Raw genomic sequence first — 17,511 nt, forward strand, 5'->3', positions numbered from 1 at the left:
CACATACGGCACCACATTCCGAAAAGCTTTGGACAACGGGAGACTTGTGTGCGCATGTCGCGTCGTGGCATACCGGTAGGAAGACTCAGCAGATACCTCGCTGCCGGGGTCGCCGCGCTGGCACTTCTGGGGGGCGGCCTGACGGCCACCGCCCAGGCCGATGACCGTGGCGAGCAGTTCCTGCCGCCCAAGGGCGCCAAGGTGGTCAGCCCGAAGAACATGTCGCCGAAGATAATCGGCGGCACCAACACCTCGTTCAGTAGCGCTCCCTGGATGGTGCAGCTCCTGTTCGAGTACGACAACGACGGCCTTTTCTACTTCACCTGCGGCGGCACGCTCGTAGCCCCCAACAAGGTGATGACGGCGGCGCACTGCGTCACCGACGAGAACGGCAAAGCACTCGACATGGTCGGGCGTGGAATGGTGCTCGCCGGCACCGCCAAGCTCGCGGGCGGTCCCAATGACGAGGGAACCGCCGTCGGAATCACCCGCTCCTATTTCGCGGGCACGTACAACGCGGATGCGATCGACAACGACATCGCCCTGCTGACGCTTTCCAAGCCGCTGTCCTACACGCCGGCCCAGCCCGCCTCGTACGGCGACACCGCCCGCTACCAGCCGGGCACCGTGGCCACCACGTACGGCTGGGGCATGACGGGTTCCGACTGGGACTTCTCCCCGCTGTCGGACACCCTCCTGCGCCTGGAGCAGCCGCTGCGCTCGGACGCCGAGTGCTCGGAGAACCTCGACACCGCGGTCAACGTCCCGGGCGCCTACAAGCCCGGTCACATGATCTGCGCGGGCATCGGCGGCACCGGCAACGACACCACGGGCAAGGCGACCTGCCCCGGCGACTCGGGCAGCCCGATGTTCGTCAGCGGCCGGGTCATCGGCATCACCTCCTGGGGGCCGGCCAGCGACTTCGAGGCCTGCAACATCCAGGGCACGTACGACGCCTACACCAAGGTCGCGACGTACTACCGCTCGATCCAGCCGCGGATCGACGACACCAGTTTCAGCCGCGACCACCGCGCCGACCTCTTCGCCCGCACCACCGGGGCGACGGGCTACACCATGAACTCCACCGGTGAGGCGCTCGCCGCGCGCAAGGCCTTCGCGGGCTCGTACAGCGCGTACAACCTGATCATCCAGACGGACCTCAACCGTGACGGTTACGAGGACCTCGTCGCCCGCCAGAGCTCCACGGGCGACGTCTACTGGCTGCACCGCTCGGCGAGCAGCTCGACGTACGCGAAGACGAAGATCTTCAGCGGCTGGAAGACCGTGCGGGCCATCGTCGCCCCGGGTGACGTCAACAACGACGGCAAGGGCGACATCCTGGCTGTCACCTCGACCGGCGACCTGATGGTGTACCCGAGCTACGGCAACGGGAAGTTCAACACCGCGGTCAAGGCGGCCACCGGATACCAGGTCTACAACCAGGTCCGCGGCCACGGCGACTTCACCTACGACGGCAAGAACGACCTGCTTCTTCGTCGCGGCGGCACCGACGACCTCTACCTCGCCAAGGGCACCGGCAAGTCCACCGCCCCGTTCGAGACCCCGGTCAAGGTCAGGAGCAACTGGTCCTCCTACAACCTCCTGGTCACGCCGGGTGACGTGAACGGCGATGCCAAGTCCGACCTCGTGGCGCGTTCCACCACGGGCGACCTGTACCTCCTCAAGGGCACGGGCCAGGGCACGTCCGAGATCTTCGCCACACAGGTGAAGCTCGGAACCGGCTGGAACAGCTACTACACCATCGGCTGAAACCCCAGGTGAGCGCCGGGTGAACCGGACCACCGCCCACCTTCGCTGTGGCCCCCGTCCCCGGACGGGGGCCACAGCACGTTGTGCAACGCTTCTCGCTGCTCCGGCGTCCCCCCGCACGACGCCGGACCGTGCGGGCGCCACGGCAGGGGGTACCAGCGAGGAACGGACGAGGGAGACGCATGAGCGGACAGAGCAGGAGCACCGGCCGCATACGTGGCACCGGCAGCCGCCGCAGGAAGCCCTCGACAGGCCGCCGGATGAAGACCGCGGCCCTGTGGACCGCCGCCGCGGTGGTCGTCGCCGGAGGATCCGGGCTCGGTTACGCCTACGTCACGCTCAACGGAAACCTCAAGGCCGTCGACATCAACGCAGCCCTGGGCACGGAACGCCCCGACGACGTCGACAACGGCTCGCAGGACGTCCTGGTGCTCGGCTCGGACTCCCGCTCCGGCGCCAATTCCGCCTACGGCGTCGACGAGGGCGCGGCCCGCTCGGACACCGCGATGATCGTGCACGTCGACAAGGGCCACACGTCCGCGAGCGTGGTCTCCGTCCCCCGCGACACCCTCGTCGACCGCCCCGCCTGCACGAGCGACACCACCGGCGAACAGGTCGGCGCGGAACGGCGGGCCATGTTCAACACGGCGTACGAGGTCGGCGGCCCCGCCTGCGCGGTGAAGACCGTCGAGGCGATGTCCGGTATCCGCATGGACCACTACGTCGAGGTCGACTTCACGGGGTTCACCAAGGTCGTCGACGAGCTCGGCGGTGTGGAGATCACCACCGCGCAGGCGATCGACGACCCCAAGAGCCACCTGCATCTGAAGCCGGGCACCCACACCCTCGGCGGGGAGCAGTCGCTCGGCCTCGTCCGCACCCGCAAGAGCGTCGGCGACGGCAGTGACCTGGGCAGGATCCAGCTCCAGCAGGCGTTCGTGAAGGCGCTGATGGACCAGGCGAAGAGCGTCGGGGTGTTCTCGAACCCCAAGACGCTCTTCGGGCTGGCCGACACCGCCACCAAGTCCGTCACCACCGACTCCGAACTGGCGTCCGTCAAGAAGCTCACCGCCTTCGCGAACGGTCTCAAGGGCCTCGGTTCGTCGGGCGTGGACATGGTCACGCTGCCCGTGGAGTACGACCCCGCCGACCCCAACCGGGTGCTGCCCCAGGAGGAGGCCGGCCGGGAGGTCTGGGCGGCGCTCAAGCAGGACAAGCCGATTCCGGCGTCCGCCACCGCGAAGTCGGCCGGCGACAAGGGCGAGGCGGGCGAGGTCGTGCGGTGACGGCACCTTCCGGCATGCGGTGGCCGCCCCGTCCGGCGCGCGGCACCGGCACCTTCCGTCCGTGGTGAGCGGCACCCCGCGGCCGCGGTAGCCGCACCTTCCGTCACCGTACGGACGCGAAGCGTTCCCCGTACCGTGCGGGAATACCCGCGGCCCACCTCTCGTTTTGGGAGATACGGCCGGTCCTGGCAGACTGGTACGTCGGCCCCGGTTCACGGACGCGCAATCCGCGCGTGCGACCCGGAGCCCTCCCGAAACTAGGAGACACCTTGAAGCGCGAGATTCACCCCCAGTACGTCGAGACGCAGGTCAGCTGCACCTGCGGTGCGTCGTTCACCACCCGGAGCACCCTTGAGGGCGGCGCGATCCGCGCCGACGTCTGCTCCGAGTGCCACCCGTTCTACACGGGCAAGCAGAAGATCCTCGACACCGGTGGCCGTGTGGCCCGCTTCGAGGCCCGCTTCGGCAAGGCCGCAGGCTCCGCCAGCAAGTAGCGAGCCACTGCGCCGGTTCCCGGCGCCCTCTTGCGGGGGCGTCGGGGCCGGCGTTTTTTCCGGCTGTGCGGCCGGGTGCCCACCGGGGCACGTACCGGCTGCACGTCGTCCAGCAGGCCCGCAGACGTATCACGCACGGAACCAGGAGCCCCCGATGTTCGAGGCGGTCGAGGAACTGATCGGCGAACACGCCGATCTCGAGAAGAAGCTCGCCGACCCGTCGGTCCACGCCGACCAGGCCAACGCGCGCAAGCTCAACAAGCGCTACGCGGAGCTGACCCCGATCGTCTCCACGTACCGGTCCTGGAAGCGGACCGGTGACGACATCGGCACCGCCCGCGAATTCGCCGCGGACGACCCGGACTTCGCCGCCGAGGTCAAGGTCCTGGAGAAGCAGCGCGAGGAGATCACCGAGAAGCTCCGGCTCCTGCTGGTCCCGCGCGACCCCAGTGACGACAAGGACGTGCTCCTGGAGATCAAGGCGGGCGCGGGCGGCGACGAGTCCGCCCTGTTCGCCGGTGACCTGCTGCGCATGTACCTGCGCTACGCCGAGCGCGTCGGCTGGAAGACCGAGATCATCGACTCCACCGAGTCCGAGCTCGGCGGCTACAAGGACGTCCAGGTCGCCGTGAAGACCAAGGGCGGCAACGGCGCCACCGAGCCTGGCCAGGGCGTCTGGGCGCGGATGAAGTACGAGGGCGGCGTGCACCGTGTGCAGCGCGTGCCCTCCACCGAGTCCCAGGGCCGCATCCACACCTCCGCCGCCGGCGTGCTCGTCACGCCCGAGGCGGAGGAGGTCGAAGTCGAGATCCACGCCAACGACCTGCGCATCGACGTGTACCGCTCCTCGGGACCCGGCGGCCAGTCCGTCAACACCACCGACTCCGCCGTGCGCATCACGCACCTGCCGACCGGCGTCGTCGCCTCCTGCCAGAACGAGAAGAGCCAGCTCCAGAACAAGGAGCAGGCCATGCGCATCCTGCGGTCCCGGCTGCTGGCAGCCGCCCAGGAGGCCGCCGAGCAGGAAGCCTCCGACGTCCGCCGCAGCCAGGTCCGCACCGTCGACCGTTCCGAGAAGATCCGCACGTACAACTTCCCGGAAAACCGGATCTCGGACCACCGCGTCGGCTTCAAGGCGTACAACTTGGACCAGGTGCTCGACGGCGACCTCGACGCCGTCATCCAGGCCTGCGTGGACGCCGACTCCGCCGCCAAGCTTGCCGCCGCGTAAGCCGCCACGATCCGCCCCGCCCCGCTCGTAACCTGTACGGAGAACCGCGATGAACCTGCTGCTCGCCGAGGTGGCCCAGGCCACCCAGCGGCTGGCCGACGCCGGTGTCCCCTCACCGCGATTCGACGCCGAGGAACTCGCCGCGTTCGTGCACGGCGTCAAGCGGGGCGAACTGCACCATGTGCCGGACGCCGACTTCGACGCCCGCTACTGGGAGACGATCGCCCGGCGTGAGGCCCGCGAGCCGCTCCAGCACATCACCGGACGCGCCTTCTTCCGCTACCTGGAGCTCCAGGTCGGCCCCGGCGTCTTCGTGCCCCGCCCGGAGACCGAGTCGGTCGTCGGCTGGGCGATAGACGCCGTCCGCGCGATGGACGTCGTCGAACCACTGATCGTCGACCTCTGCACCGGGTCCGGCGCCATCGCCCTCGCCATGGCCCAGGAGGTGCCGCGCTCGCGCGTGCACGGCGTGGAGCTGTCCGAGGACGCCCTGCGGTGGACCCGGAAGAACGCCGAGGGCTCCAGGGTCACCGTCCACCGAGGAGACGCGCTGAGCGCCCTTCCCGAGCTCGACGGCCAGGTCGACCTGGTGATCTCCAACCCGCCGTACATCCCGCTCACCGAGTGGGAGTACGTCGCACCCGAGGCCCGCGACCACGACCCGCAGATGGCGCTGTTCTCGGGCGAGGACGGCCTCGACACGATCCGGGGCATCGAACGCACCGCGCACCGCCTGTTGCGGCCCGGCGGGCTCGTCGTCATCGAGCACGCCGACACCCAGGGCGGGCAGGTGCCGTGGATCTTCACCGAGGAGCGGGGCTGGGCCGACGCGGCCGACCACCCCGACCTGAACAACCGGCCCCGGTTCGCGACGGCCCGCAAGGCCATGCCGTGACCACCGGGACACCGGAACCGCACGACCCCCGCCCGTCATACCCGTACATGTCCCAGGAGGCCGGCTGATGGCACGGCGATACGACTGCAACGACGCGACCGACCGTACGACCGGCCTGCGTGAAGCCGCGTCCGCCGTCCGCCGCGGCGAACTGGTCGTGCTGCCCACCGACACCGTGTACGGGATCGGTGCGGACGCCTTCAGCACCGAGGGCGTCACCGATCTGCTCGACGCCAAGGGCCGCGGCCGGAACATGCCGACCCCCGTCCTCATCGGCTCCCCGAACACCCTGCACGGCCTGGTCACCGACTTCTCGGAGCAGGCCTGGGAGCTCGTCGACGCCTTCTGGCCGGGCGCCCTCACGCTCGTCGCCAAGCACCAGCCCTCGCTGCAGTGGGACCTCGGCGACACCCGGGGCACCGTCGCCATCCGCATGCCCCTGCACCCGGTCGCCATCGAGCTCCTCACGGAGGTCGGCCCGATGGCCGTCTCCAGTGCCAACCTCTCGGGACACCCCTCACCCGAGGACTGCGACGCCGCCCAGGAGATGCTCGGAGACTCGGTCTCCGTCTACCTCGACGGCGGACCGACCCCGGGCATCGTCCCGTCCTCCATCGTCGACGTCACCGGCACGGTCCCGGTGCTGCTGCGGGCCGGCGCCCTCTCGGTCGAGGACCTCCGCAAGGTGGTACCCGACCTCGAGGTGGCCAATTGACCGCCCCTGAGGGGCGTGGCATAGCGGGGCAGCACGACACTTTCCGCATCCTCCACGTCAGCACCGGCAACGTCTGCCGCTCGCCCATCACCGAGCGGCTGACCCGCCATGCCCTGGTGGACCGCCTCGGCGACCCGCTCAGCCGCGGCGTGATCGTGGAGAGCGCGGGCACCTGGGGGCACGAGGGCGCACCCATGGAGGCCAACGCGGAGGTCGTCCTCGCGGACTTCGGCGCCGACGCCACCGGCTTCGTCGGCCGGGAACTGCTCGACGAGCACGTCATCCGTGCGGACCTGGTCCTCACCGCCACCCGGGACCACCGCGCCCAGGTGATCTCGATGGGCCACTCGGCGGGACTGCGGACCTTCACGCTGAAGGAGTTCACCCGGCTCGTCCGGGCGATCGACCCCGCCACGCTGCCCGACGCCCGTGAGGAGGGCGTCGTCGAACGCGCCCGCACACTGGTGCGCGCCGCGGCGGCCCTGCGGGGCTGGCTGCTGGCTCCCACCGCCGAGGCGGACGAGGTCTACGACCCGTACGGCGCCCCGATCACCTTCTTCCGCTCCATCGGCGACGAGATCAACCAGGCACTCGACCCGGTCGTCACGGCGCTGACGGGCGTACGCGACCCGCACTGACACCGTCCGCACCGGCCGGCCCCGTGCGCCGACCGGCGTACGGGGCCGCACGGCAGCGGGCAGGGCGCGCGGTGCGGGCCTACATTGGTGCTGACACCAGCGCACGCACCCCTCCCCAGGCCCGGAGCCGTCAGATGCCGGTCACCACTCCAGCCGCGCCCGCAGCCGTCCCTTCCCCCGACGCCGCCATGCCCCAGGACTTCGGCGCCCTGCTGCGCCAGGACCCGGAGATCGCCGGCGTCCTGACGGCCGAGGCCGGCCGCCAGTCGAGCACGCTGCAGCTCATCGCCGCCGAGAACTTCACCTCGCCCGCGGTCCTCGCCGCCCTCGGCTCGCCCCTCGCGAACAAGTACGCCGAGGGCTACCCCGGCGCCCGCCACCACGGCGGCTGCGAGCACGCCGACGCGGCCGAACGCATCGCGGTCCGGCGGGCCATGGCGCTGTTCGGCGCCGAACACGCCAACGTGCAGCCGCACTCCGGCTCCTCCGCCGTCCTCGCCGCCTACGCCGCCCTGCTGCGCCCCGGCGACACGGTGCTCGCCATGGGGCTCCCGTACGGCGGACACCTCACCCACGGCGCTCCGGGGAACTTCTCCGGGCGCTGGTTCGAGTTCGTCGGCTACGGCGTCGACCCCGACAGCGGGCTCATCGACCCCGACCAGGTGCGCGCCCTGGCCCGCGCCCGCCGGCCCAAGGCGATCGTCTGCGGCTCCATCTCCTACCCCCGGCACCCGGACTACGAGACGTTCCGCGCCATCGCCGACGAGGTGGGCGCCTATCTGATCGCCGACGCCGCCCACCCCATGGGCCTGATCGCCGGGGGAGCGGCGCCCAGCCCCGTCCCGTACGCGGACGTGGTGTGCGCGACGACGCACAAGGTGCTGCGCGGGCCGCGCGGCGGCATGATCCTGTGCGGCGTCGAGCTGGCGGAGCGGATCGACCGCGCGGTGTTCCCGTTCACCCAGGGCGGCGCCCAGATGCACACCGTCGCGGCGAAGGCCGTCGCGTTCGGCGAGGCGGCGACCCCGGCCTTCGCGCTGTACGCCCACCAGGTGGTCGCCCACGCGCGCGTCCTGGCGGCCGGACTGGAGGCCGAGGGCTTCGACGTCACCACGGACGGTACGGACACCCACATCGTCGTCGCGGACCCCGGACCGCTCGGCGTGGACGGCCGCACCGCCAGGGAGCGGCTGATGGCCGCCGGCATGGTGCTGGACACCTGCGCCCTGCCGTACGGGGACGCCCGCGGGATCCGGCTCGGCACGGCTGCCGTCACCACCCAGGGCATGGACGAGGCCGACATGGCACGGATCGCCGCGCTGTTCGGAGCGGCGGTCAGGAACGAGGGCGACCCCGGGCGGCTGCGGACAGAGGTCCGCGAACTGGCCGAGCGGAATCCGCCGTACCCGGGGTAGGCGAAGGGTGTGCAACCATCACCCGTACCTTTGTGTCCTTGCTCATGAGACTAGGGTGTGGGGCTGAGATGGCCGGCGAATTCTGTGGGGCAGCCCGTGCGTGATTACCTGCTGACGCTCTGTGTCACGGCAGCGGTTACCTATCTGCTGACCGGACCGGTGCGGAAGTTCGCCATCGCGATCGGGGCGATGCCCGCGATCCGTGCGCGTGACGTACACCGAGAACCGACACCGCGGCTCGGTGGCATCGCCATGTTCGGCGGACTGTGCGCGGGGCTGATCGTCGCGGACCACCTGTTCAACCTGAACGGGGTCTTCGAGCTCTCCAACGAACCACGGGCCCTGCTCTCCGGCGCGGCCCTGATCTGGCTGATCGGCGTCCTGGACGACAAGTTCGAGCTGGACGCCCTGATCAAGCTCGGCGGCCAGATGATCGCCGCCGCCGTCATGGTCATCCAGGGTCTGACGATCCTGTGGCTGCCCATCCCCGGCGTCGGCACCGTCGCCCTCACCCAGTGGCAGGGCACGCTGCTGACGGTGGCGCTGGTCGTGATCACGATCAACGCGGTCAACTTCGTGGACGGCCTGGACGGTCTCGCGTCCGGCATGGTCTGCATCGCCTCCGCGGCGTTCTTCCTGTACGCCTACCGGCTCTGGTACGGGTACGGCATCGAGGCCGCGGCCCCCGCGACGCTCTTCGCGGCGATCCTGATGGGCATGTGCCTCGGCTTCCTGCCGCACAACATGCACCCCGCCCGGATCTTCATGGGCGACTCCGGGTCGATGCTGATCGGCCTGGTGCTGGCCGCGGGCGCGATCTCCGTCACCGGGCAGGTCGACCCGGACCTGATGAAGATCTTCGAGGGCGGCGAGCGCGAGGCCACCCACGCGATGCTGCCGGTCTTCATCCCGCTGCTGCTGCCGCTCACGATCATCGCGATCCCGGCGGCCGACCTGGTGCTCGCGATCGTGCGGCGCACCTGGAACGGCCAGTCGCCGTTCGCGGCCGACCGCGGGCACCTGCACCACCGGCTGCTGGAGATCGGGCACTCGCACAGCAGGTCCGTGCTGATCATGTACTTCTGGTCCGCGCTGATCGCGTTCGGCGCCGTGGGCTACTCCGTGCACTCGGCGTCGCTGTGGATCGTCCTGGTGATCGTGGGGCTCAGCGCCGTCGGCCTGATCCTGCTGCTGATGCCGCGGTTCACCCCGCGCGCCCCGCGGTGGGCCGAGGCGTTCGTGCCGCCGCGCTACCGGCGCCGGCGCCGGATGGGGGAGCCTGCAGGCGGGGAGGCCCTCCAGGAGCCCTCACAGGCCCAACAGGAGCCTCGTGAGGGGCAGATGAGGGATGAGGCGGACGACGGCGTGCGCGCCCCGGTGGCCGTGGGAGTCTCCGGCGCCAACGGGGCCACCGCGATCGGAGCGAGCGTGCACCACCCGGACCGCCGGAAGGCGGGTTCTCCACGCTGACGGAGGGCTCTCGTGGCACGCCTGCGCGGCCCCGCGCAGGGGGGTCATACAGCACGTCGCGTGCACACTGCTCGTAGACGCGCGGAGATTAGGCCGCACGTGTGACGGCTGCCACACTTTTTGAGTAAAGACCTCATCAAATAGTTTGTGATAGCGTTCACGAGAGTCAGCTGAGAGCTCGGTATTCCGTAGCGTCATGGACGTGCACCGGTGCGCATCGCGCCTCCGGATACGCTCATCAGTGATCACCCCAAGTCTTTTTGCCCCCTTGCTGGAGAAGCATTCATGCAGTCGAACGACGCCCGAATCCTCCGAGGCGCCGCGATTCCCACAGCATGCGCCGGTCTGATCGGTGTTGTGGTGGGCGCGGTCACGGTGGGATCCGCCGGCGCCATCGGCGCGGTCATCGGTACCGTCCTGGTCCTGGCGTTCTTCGCCGCGGGCCTGTACGGGATGAGCGCGGTGGGACGGCGGATGCCCGAGCTGTTCCTCGGCGCGGGCCTCCTCGTGTACACCACGCAGATCCTGGTGCTGCTGCTTCTCCTGCGGGTCTTCCGGGATGTGACGTTCATGGACGGCCGGGTGTTCGGCATCACGATGCTCGGCTGCGTGCTCGTGTGGGTCGCCGGTCAAGCCAGGTCGAACATGCGGGTCAAGACCCCCTATGTCGTGCCCGATTCCGACAAGTCCTCGACCGGAACGGAGCATCGTTCGTGATGTCCGGCTGCCCGCCCGTCCTCGGTAGGGGTCGGATAAGGGCCCGGTCCGAGGGCTGCTATCGTCCGACTTCGAGAGCGCGTCGTGTGAAGCAGCGGATGCTGTGCGGGACAGCACCGCGTATTCACCACCTTTCTTCGGACGGCCCTGGCGTTGCGCCGGCCGTGCCGTCCTCCCGCGATATCCAGTCCAGTGCCGCTACGTGGCCGCGTGCCACGCCGACACATCGAGGAAGCCGTACCTATGCGTCATATCGAAGGAGCTCGCGGTGAGTGCTGACCAGTTGCTCGCCTTCGAGACCGATTGCCACCTTTTCAAGGGGTGCGGCTTCCCGGCTCCCAGCGTGTGGTCGTTCATCTTCGAACCCATCGCCACAGTCGGACCGGTCGAGATCAACAAGCCGATGCTGCTCGCCGTCATCGGCAGCATTGTCATCATGGGTTTCTTCTGGGCCGCCTTCGCCAAGCCGAAGGTGGTGCCGGGCAAGCTGCAGATGGTCGCGGAGACCCTCTACGACTTCGTGCACCGCGGTGTCGCCCGCGAGATCATGGGCAAGAAGGGGGAGCCGTTCGTCCCCCTGCTGGTCTCCCTCTTCTTCTTCGTCTGGATGCTCAACCTCTGGGCCGTGATCCCGCTGGCGCAGTTCCCGGCGAGCTCGATCATCGCCTACCCGGTCGGCCTGGCCCTGATCGTCTGGGTCACCTACATGACGGTGACCTTCAGGACGAACGGTTTCGTCGGTGGTATCCGGAACCTCTGCGTGCCCAGTGGCCTGCCGAAGCCGATCTACGCCATCCTGACGCCGATCGAGTTCATCTCGAACATCTTCGTACGGCCCTTCACGCTCGCCGTCCGACTCTTCGCCAACATGTTCGCCGGTCACATCCTGATCCTCATCTTCACGATCGCGACCTGGTACATGCTCGGCACCGTGCTCGGCACGGTCTACGCCTCCGCATCGTTCGTCCTGACGCTGGTCCTGACGGTCTTCGAGCTGTTCATCCAGGCGCTCCAGGCGTACGTCTTCACCGTGCTGACCGCCACGTACCTCTCCCAGGCGCTCGAAGAAGCGCACTGAGAGCCCGAAGCCCTCTTTCCGCCCCACCCCAAGACGCCCGGTGGACACACCTCCACCGGCCCATGAAGAGAAGGAACCAAGGACATGTCTGCTCTTGAGACCCTTGCGGCCATCGAAGGCAACGTCGGCACCATCGGTTACGGCCTCGCCGCGATCGGCCCCGGTATCGGTATCGGCATCATCTTCGGTAACGGTGTGCAGGCCATCGCCCGCCAGCCCGAGGCCGCCGGCCTCATCCGCCAGAACATGCTGCTCGGCTTCGCCGTCGTCGAGGCGCTTGCCCTCATCGGCTTCGTCGTTCCGTTCATCCTCTGATCGTTTGCGGCTGTAGCCCGATTCGACGGAAAGGTCCACCATGATGTACCTGGCAGCCGAGGAAGCGCAGAACCCTCTGCTCCCGGTGTGGCCCGAGATCGTCATCGGCCTGATCTGCTTCTCCATCGTCTTCTTCGTCTTCGCGAAGAAGCTCCTCCCGAACATCAACCAGGTTCTGGAAGAGCGTCGCGAGGCCATCGAAGGCGGTATCGAGAAGGCCGATGCGGCCCAGACCGAGGCCCAGAGCGTTCTTGAGCAGTACAAGGCTCAGCTCGCCGAGGCCCGGCACGAGGCCGCACGTCTGCGCCAGGAGGCGCAGGAGCAGGGTGCTGTCATCATCCAGGAGATGAGGGCGGAAGGTCAGCGGCAGCGCGAGGAGATCATCGCCGCAGGCCACACCCAGATCGAGGCCGACCGCAAGGCCGCGGCGTCCGCACTGCGTCAGGACGTGGGCTCACTCGCCACCGTCCTGGCCGGCAAGCTGGTCGGCGAGTCCCTCGAGGACCACGCCCGCCAGAGCGGCACCGTCGACCGTTTCCTCGACGAGCTCGAGGCGAAGGCCGAGGCCGTCCGATGAACAGCGCGAGCCGCGAGGCACTGGCTGCCGCACGTGAGCGTCTCGACGCGCTGACCGACAACACGTCGGTCGACGCGGCGAAGCTCGCCGAGGAGCTCGCCTCCGTCACGTCGCTGCTCCACCGCGAGGTCTCACTGCGACGGGTCCTCACCGACCCCGCGCGCAGTGGCGAGTCCAAGGCCGAGCTGGCCGGGCGACTGCTGGGCGGACAGGTGGGCGGCGAAGCCGTGGACCTGGTCTCCGGCATGGTCCGTTCCCGCTGGTCGTACTCGCGTGACCTGGTCGACTCGGTCGAGGAGCTGGCGGACACCGCCGACCTCACCGCGGCGCAGCGCGGCGGCGCGCTCGACGACGTCGAGGACGAGCTGTTCCGGTTCGGCCGGATCGTGGGTTCCGCCAAGGAACTGCGCTCCGCGCTCACCGAGCGGGCGGCCACCCCCGCCGCCAAGGGCGAGCTGCTTCGCAGTCTGCTCGGCGGCAAGGCACAGCCCGTCACCGAGCGGCTCATCGTGCGCCTGGTCACCCAGCCCCGAGGACGTAGCCTGGAGTCGGGACTCGAGTCCCTGTCCAAGCTCGCCGCGGAGCGCCGGGACCGGACGGTCGCCGTCGTCACCTCGGCGGTGCCGCTGTCCGACCGGCAGAAGCAGCGCCTCGGCGCAGCTCTGGCGAAGATCTACGGCCGGCAGATGCACCTGAACCTTGACGTGGACCCCGCGGTCCTCGGCGGGATCTCGGTGCGCGTCGGTGACGAGGTCATCAACGGCACGATCGCGGACCGTCTCGACGAGGCGACCCGGCGCATGGCCGGCTGACAGCGTCCGACGCAGCACCCGCACCAACTGAACGAGCAAGTACTGCGGCCCGGTTGGGCCGTGCAGAAATTGCAGAAGATTCCTGGGGGTCGCCCCCAGACCCCCTTAGAAACTTCGGGCCCAACAAGGAGAGCAGGGAACCCAGATGGCGGAGCTCACGATCCGGCCGGAGGAGATCCGGGACGCACTGGAGAACTTCGTCCAGTCGTACCAGCCGGACGCGGCCTCGCGCGAGGAGGTCGGTACGGTCAGCGTTGCCGGCGACGGCATCGCGAAGGTGGAGGGTCTTCCCTCCGCCATGGCGAACGAACTGCTGAAGTTCGAGGACGGGACCCTCGGTCTCGCACTCAACCTCGAAGAGCGCGAGATCGGTGCGATCGTCCTCGGCGAGTTCAGCGGAATCGAGGAGGGCCAGCCGGTGCAGCGCACCGGTGAGGTGCTCTCCGTCGGCGTCGGCGAGGGTTACCTCGGCCGCGTCGTCGACCCGCTCGGCAACCCGATCGACGGTCTCGGCGAGATCGCGACCGAAGGCCGTCGCGCCCTCGAGCTGCAGGCCCCCGGCGTCATGGTCCGCAAGTCGGTCCACGAGCCGATGCAGACCGGCTACAAGGCCGTCGACGCCATGGTGCCGATCGGCCGTGGCCAGCGTCAGCTGATCATCGGCGACCGTCAGACGGGTAAGACCGCTCTGGCCGTCGACACGATCATCAACCAGCGCGACAACTGGCGCTCGGGCGACGTGAACAAGCAGGTGCGCTGCATCTACGTCGCCATCGGTCAGAAGGGTTCCACCATCGCCTCCGTGCGAGGTGCCCTGGAAGAGGCCGGCGCGCTCGAGTACACGACCATCGTCGCCGCCCCGGCGTCCGACCCGGCCGGCTTCAAGTACCTGGCGCCGTACACCGGTTCGGCCATCGGCCAGCACTGGATGTACGACGGCAAGCACGTCCTGATCATCTTCGACGACCTCTCGAAGCAGGCCGACGCCTACCGCGCCGTGTCGCTTCTGCTGCGCCGTCCGCCGGGCCGAGAGGCCTACCCGGGCGACGTCTTCTACCTGCACTCGCGTCTGCTGGAGCGCTGCGCCAAGCTCTCCGACGACATGGGCGCCGGTTCGATGACGGGCCTCCCGATCGTCGAGACCAAGGCGAACGACGTGTCGGCGTTCATCCCGACCAACGTCATCTCCATCACCGACGGCCAGTGCTTCCTGGAGTCCGACCTGTTCAACGCGGGTCAGCGTCCGGCGCTCAACGTCGGTATCTCGGTCTCCCGAGTCGGTGGCTCCGCCCAGCACAAGGCCATGAAGCAGGTTTCCGGCCGTCTGCGCGTGGACCTCGCCCAGTACCGCGAGCTGGAGGCCTTCGCCGCCTTCGGTTCCGACCTGGACGCGGCCTCCAAGGCGTCGCTGGAGCGCGGCAAGCGCATGGTCGAGCTGCTGAAGCAGCCGCAGTACGCCCCGTTCCCGATGGAGGAGCAGGTCGTCTCCGTCTGGGCCGGCACCACGGGCAAGATGGACGACGTCCCGGTCGAGGACATCCGCCGCTTCGAGGGTGAGCTGCTGGAGTACCTGCGCCGTGAGCGCAAGGACCTCCTGACCGGCATCGCCGAGGGCGGCAAGATGTCCGACGACACGCTGCAGTCGGTCGCCGACGCGATCGCCGCCTTCAAGCAGCAGTTCGAGACCTCGGACGGCAAGCTCCTGGGCGAGGGCTGATCGATGGGCGCTCAGCTTCGCGTTTACAAGCGCCGCATCCAAGCCGTCACCGCGACCAAGAAGATCACCAAGGCGATGGAGATGATCGCCGCCTCGCGCATCGTCAAGGCGCAGCGCAAGGTGACGGCGTCGATGCCGTACGCGACCGAGCTCACCCGCGCGGTGACCGCGGTGGCGACCGGCTCCACCACCAAGCACCCGCTCACCACCGAGGCCGACGCCCCGGCGCGGGCCGCGGTCCTGCTCCTCACGAGCGACCGCGGTCTGGCCGGCGGCTACTCCTCCAACGCCATCAAGGCTGCGGAGCGGCTGCGGGAGCGGCTGGCTGCCGAGGGCAAGGAGGTCGACACGTACATCGTCGGCCGCAAGGGTGTCGCCTACTACGGGTTCCGTGAGCGCAAGGTCGCGGAGTCGTGGACCGGCTTCACCGACAGCCCGGAGTACGGGGACGCCAAGAAGATCGCCGCGCCCCTGATCGAGTCCATCACGAAGGACACGGCCGAGGGTGGCGTCGACGAGCTGCACATCGTCTACACCGAGTTCGTGTCGATGATGACGCAGAACGCGGTCGACGGCCGGATGCTGCCGCTCTCGCTCGACCAGGTCGTGGAGGAGAGCGGCGCGAAGGACGAGATCCTTCCGCTGTTCGACTTCGAGCCGTCGGCCGAGGACGTCCTCGACGCCCTTCTGCCGCGCTACGTCGAGAGCCGCATCTACAACGCACTGCTGCAGGCAGCCGCTTCCGAGCACGCTGCCCGCCGCCGCGCGATGAAGTCGGCGACCGACAACGCCGGGGATCTGATCAAGAGCCTCTCCCGGCTTGCCAACGCGGCCCGCCAGGCCGAAATCACCCAGGAAATCAGCGAGATCGTCGGCGGTGCAGGTGCGCTGGCCGACGCGTCCGCGGGGAGTGACAAGTAATGACGACGACAGTTGAGACGGCCGTTGCCACGGGCCGCGTCGCCCGGGTCATCGGCCCGGTCGTCGACGTGGAGTTCCCCGTCGACGCGATGCCGGAGATCTACAACGCCCTGCACGTCGAGGTCGACGACCCGGCCGAGGCCGGCGCTCGTAAGACGCTGACCCTCGAGGTCGCCCAGCACCTGGGTGACGGCGTGGTCCGCGCGATCTCGATGCAGCCCACCGACGGTCTGGTCCGCCAGGCCCCGGTGACCGACACCGGCAAGGGCATCATGGTGCCGGTCGGTGACATCACCAAGGGCAAGGTGTTCAACACCCTCGGTCAGATCCTGAACGAGCCCGAGGCCGAGGCGCAGATCACCGAGCGCTGGCCGATCCACCGCAAGGCCCCGGCCTTCGACCAGCTCGAGTCCAAGACCGAGATGTTCGAGACCGGCCTGAAGGTCGTCGACCTGCTGACCCCGTACGTCAAGGGCGGCAAGATCGGTCTGTTCGGTGGTGCGGGCGTCGGCAAGACGGTCCTCATCCAGGAAATGATCATGCGTGTGGCGAAGCTGCACGACGGTGTGTCGGTGTTCGCCGGTGTCGGCGAGCGCACCCGTGAGGGCAACGACCTCATCGACGAGATGACCGAGTCGGGCGTCCTGGAGAAGACCGCGCTGGTCTTCGGCCAGATGGACGAGCCGCCGGGCACCCGTCTGCGGGTCGCGCTGTCCGCCCTGACCATGGCGGAGTACTTCCGCGATGTGCAGAAGCAGGACGTGCTGCTCTTCATCGACAACATCTTCCGCTTCACGCAGGCCGGTTCCGAGGTCTCCACGCTGCTCGGCCGTATGCCGTCCGCAGTGGGTTACCAGCCGACCCTGGCCGACGAGATGGGTGTGCTCCAGGAGCGCATCACCTCGACGCGTGGTCACTCGATCACCTCGATGCAGGCGATCTACGTCCCCGCGGACGACCTGACCGACCCGGCCCCGGCCACCACGTTCGCCCACCTCGACGCGACGACGGTTCTCTCCCGTCCGATCTCCGAGAAGGGCATCTACCCGGCCGTGGACCCGCTGGACTCCACGTCCCGCATCCTGGACCCGCGCTACATCGCGCAGGACCACTACGACACGGCCAGCCGCGTCAAGGGGATCCTGCAGAAGTACAAGGACCTCCAGGACATCATCGCGATCCTCGGTATCGACGAGCTGGGCGAGGAGGACAAGCTCGTTGTCCACCGTGCCCGTCGCGTCGAGCGCTTCCTGTCGCAGAACACCCACGCCGCCAAGCAGTTCACCGGCCTGGACGGTTCGGACGTGCCGCTCGACGAGTCGATCACCGCGTTCAACGCGATCTGCGACGGGGACTACGACCACTTCCCCGAGCAGGCGTTCTTCATGTGCGGTGGCATCGAGGACCTCAAGGCCAACGCCAAGGAGCTCGGCGTCTCCTGAGCCTCCGGCTCACCGAGG

The 17,511-nt window shown here is 68.9% G+C and carries 17 protein-coding genes; all 17 read left to right on the forward strand.

Features of this window, described 5'->3' with window-relative positions:
* Positions 1-54 precede the first annotated feature (54 nt).
* Positions 55-1,770, forward strand: a complete 1,716-nt coding sequence (locus OG927_RS22635; protein WP_056794323.1) for a trypsin-like serine protease — start codon at positions 55-57, stop codon at positions 1,768-1,770.
* Between the two features lie 182 nt (positions 1,771-1,952).
* Positions 1,953-3,056, forward strand: coding sequence for an LCP family protein (locus OG927_RS22640; RefSeq protein WP_209469722.1), 1,104 nt, complete (start codon positions 1,953-1,955; stop codon positions 3,054-3,056).
* 269 nt (positions 3,057-3,325) lie between these two features.
* Entirely contained in the window at positions 3,326-3,550 is a 225-nt protein-coding gene (rpmE, locus tag OG927_RS22645) for a 50S ribosomal protein L31 (protein ID WP_056794327.1), read from the forward strand.
* A gap of 154 nt (positions 3,551-3,704) precedes the next feature.
* Positions 3,705-4,781, forward strand: a complete 1,077-nt coding sequence (prfA, locus tag OG927_RS22650; protein ID WP_056794329.1) for a peptide chain release factor 1 — start codon at positions 3,705-3,707, stop codon at positions 4,779-4,781.
* 49 nt (positions 4,782-4,830) lie between these two features.
* Positions 4,831-5,676, forward strand: a complete 846-nt coding sequence (gene prmC / locus OG927_RS22655) for a peptide chain release factor N(5)-glutamine methyltransferase (RefSeq protein WP_056794331.1) — start codon at positions 4,831-4,833, stop codon at positions 5,674-5,676.
* A 67-nt stretch (positions 5,677-5,743) separates the two neighbouring features.
* Complete coding sequence (locus OG927_RS22660) at positions 5,744-6,391, forward strand: L-threonylcarbamoyladenylate synthase (protein WP_056794333.1); 648 nt, start codon at positions 5,744-5,746, stop codon at positions 6,389-6,391.
* Positions 6,388-7,029 (forward strand): arsenate reductase/protein-tyrosine-phosphatase family protein, encoded by a 642-nt coding sequence (locus OG927_RS22665; RefSeq protein WP_056794336.1) that lies wholly within the window; start codon positions 6,388-6,390, stop codon positions 7,027-7,029. The genes OG927_RS22660 and OG927_RS22665 overlap by 4 nt, the downstream gene beginning before the upstream one ends.
* A gap of 134 nt (positions 7,030-7,163) precedes the next feature.
* A complete protein-coding gene (locus OG927_RS22670; protein ID WP_330320692.1) occupies positions 7,164-8,444 on the forward strand; it encodes a serine hydroxymethyltransferase in 1,281 nt (426 codons plus the stop codon).
* Positions 8,445-8,528: 84 nt separating this feature from the next.
* Entirely contained in the window at positions 8,529-9,914 is a 1,386-nt protein-coding gene (locus tag OG927_RS22675) for an MraY family glycosyltransferase (RefSeq protein WP_330320693.1), read from the forward strand.
* A 210-nt stretch (positions 9,915-10,124) separates the two neighbouring features.
* A complete protein-coding gene (locus OG927_RS22680) occupies positions 10,125-10,631 on the forward strand; it encodes a hypothetical protein (RefSeq protein ID WP_241191745.1) in 507 nt (168 codons plus the stop codon).
* Between the two features lie 250 nt (positions 10,632-10,881).
* The gene (gene atpB / locus OG927_RS22685; protein ID WP_056794828.1) at positions 10,882-11,709 is read left to right on the forward strand and encodes a F0F1 ATP synthase subunit A; all 828 of its coding nucleotides are present in this window, start codon (positions 10,882-10,884) and stop codon (positions 11,707-11,709) included.
* 84 nt (positions 11,710-11,793) lie between these two features.
* Positions 11,794-12,024 (forward strand): ATP synthase F0 subunit C, encoded by a 231-nt coding sequence (gene atpE / locus OG927_RS22690; protein ID WP_056794346.1) that lies wholly within the window; start codon positions 11,794-11,796, stop codon positions 12,022-12,024.
* Positions 12,025-12,064: 40 nt separating this feature from the next.
* Positions 12,065-12,601 (forward strand): F0F1 ATP synthase subunit B, encoded by a 537-nt coding sequence (locus tag OG927_RS22695; RefSeq protein WP_056794348.1) that lies wholly within the window; start codon positions 12,065-12,067, stop codon positions 12,599-12,601.
* Positions 12,598-13,413, forward strand: a complete 816-nt coding sequence (locus tag OG927_RS22700; protein WP_056794351.1) for a F0F1 ATP synthase subunit delta — start codon at positions 12,598-12,600, stop codon at positions 13,411-13,413. Before OG927_RS22695 ends, OG927_RS22700 begins: the two co-directional genes overlap by 4 nt.
* 145 nt (positions 13,414-13,558) lie before the next feature.
* Positions 13,559-15,130 (forward strand): F0F1 ATP synthase subunit alpha, encoded by a 1,572-nt coding sequence (atpA, locus tag OG927_RS22705; RefSeq protein WP_056794353.1) that lies wholly within the window; start codon positions 13,559-13,561, stop codon positions 15,128-15,130.
* A 3-nt stretch (positions 15,131-15,133) separates the two neighbouring features.
* Positions 15,134-16,051 (forward strand): F0F1 ATP synthase subunit gamma, encoded by a 918-nt coding sequence (locus tag OG927_RS22710; protein ID WP_056794357.1) that lies wholly within the window; start codon positions 15,134-15,136, stop codon positions 16,049-16,051.
* Positions 16,051-17,493, forward strand: a complete 1,443-nt coding sequence (gene atpD, locus OG927_RS22715; RefSeq protein ID WP_056794358.1) for a F0F1 ATP synthase subunit beta — start codon at positions 16,051-16,053, stop codon at positions 17,491-17,493. The genes OG927_RS22710 and atpD overlap by 1 nt, the downstream gene beginning before the upstream one ends.
* The last annotated feature ends 18 nt before the right edge of the window (positions 17,494-17,511 follow it).

The sequence above is a fragment of the Streptomyces clavifer genome (genome assembly GCF_036345975.1).
Taxonomy (GTDB): Bacteria; Actinomycetota; Actinomycetes; order Streptomycetales; family Streptomycetaceae; genus Streptomyces; species Streptomyces clavifer.

What these genes read in the sequence shown, in the direction of transcription:
- OG927_RS22635 (WP_056794323.1), top strand. Translation starts at nt 55, where the DNA reads ATGTCGCGTCGTGGCATACCGGTAGGAAGACTCAGCAGATACCTCGCT.
- OG927_RS22640 (WP_209469722.1), top strand. Translation starts at nt 1,953, where the DNA reads ATGAGCGGACAGAGCAGGAGCACCGGCCGCATACGTGGCACCGGCAGC.
- prfA (WP_056794329.1), top strand. Translation starts at nt 3,705, where the DNA reads ATGTTCGAGGCGGTCGAGGAACTGATCGGCGAACACGCCGATCTCGAG.
- prmC (WP_056794331.1), top strand. Translation starts at nt 4,831, where the DNA reads ATGAACCTGCTGCTCGCCGAGGTGGCCCAGGCCACCCAGCGGCTGGCC.
- OG927_RS22660 (WP_056794333.1), top strand. Translation starts at nt 5,744, where the DNA reads ATGGCACGGCGATACGACTGCAACGACGCGACCGACCGTACGACCGGC.
- OG927_RS22670 (WP_330320692.1), top strand. Translation starts at nt 7,164, where the DNA reads ATGCCGGTCACCACTCCAGCCGCGCCCGCAGCCGTCCCTTCCCCCGAC.
- atpE (WP_056794346.1), top strand. Translation starts at nt 11,794, where the DNA reads ATGTCTGCTCTTGAGACCCTTGCGGCCATCGAAGGCAACGTCGGCACC.
- OG927_RS22695 (WP_056794348.1), top strand. Translation starts at nt 12,065, where the DNA reads ATGATGTACCTGGCAGCCGAGGAAGCGCAGAACCCTCTGCTCCCGGTG.
- OG927_RS22700 (WP_056794351.1), top strand. Translation starts at nt 12,598, where the DNA reads ATGAACAGCGCGAGCCGCGAGGCACTGGCTGCCGCACGTGAGCGTCTC.
- atpA (WP_056794353.1), top strand. Translation starts at nt 13,559, where the DNA reads ATGGCGGAGCTCACGATCCGGCCGGAGGAGATCCGGGACGCACTGGAG.
- OG927_RS22710 (WP_056794357.1), top strand. Translation starts at nt 15,134, where the DNA reads ATGGGCGCTCAGCTTCGCGTTTACAAGCGCCGCATCCAAGCCGTCACC.
- atpD (WP_056794358.1), top strand. Translation starts at nt 16,051, where the DNA reads ATGACGACGACAGTTGAGACGGCCGTTGCCACGGGCCGCGTCGCCCGG.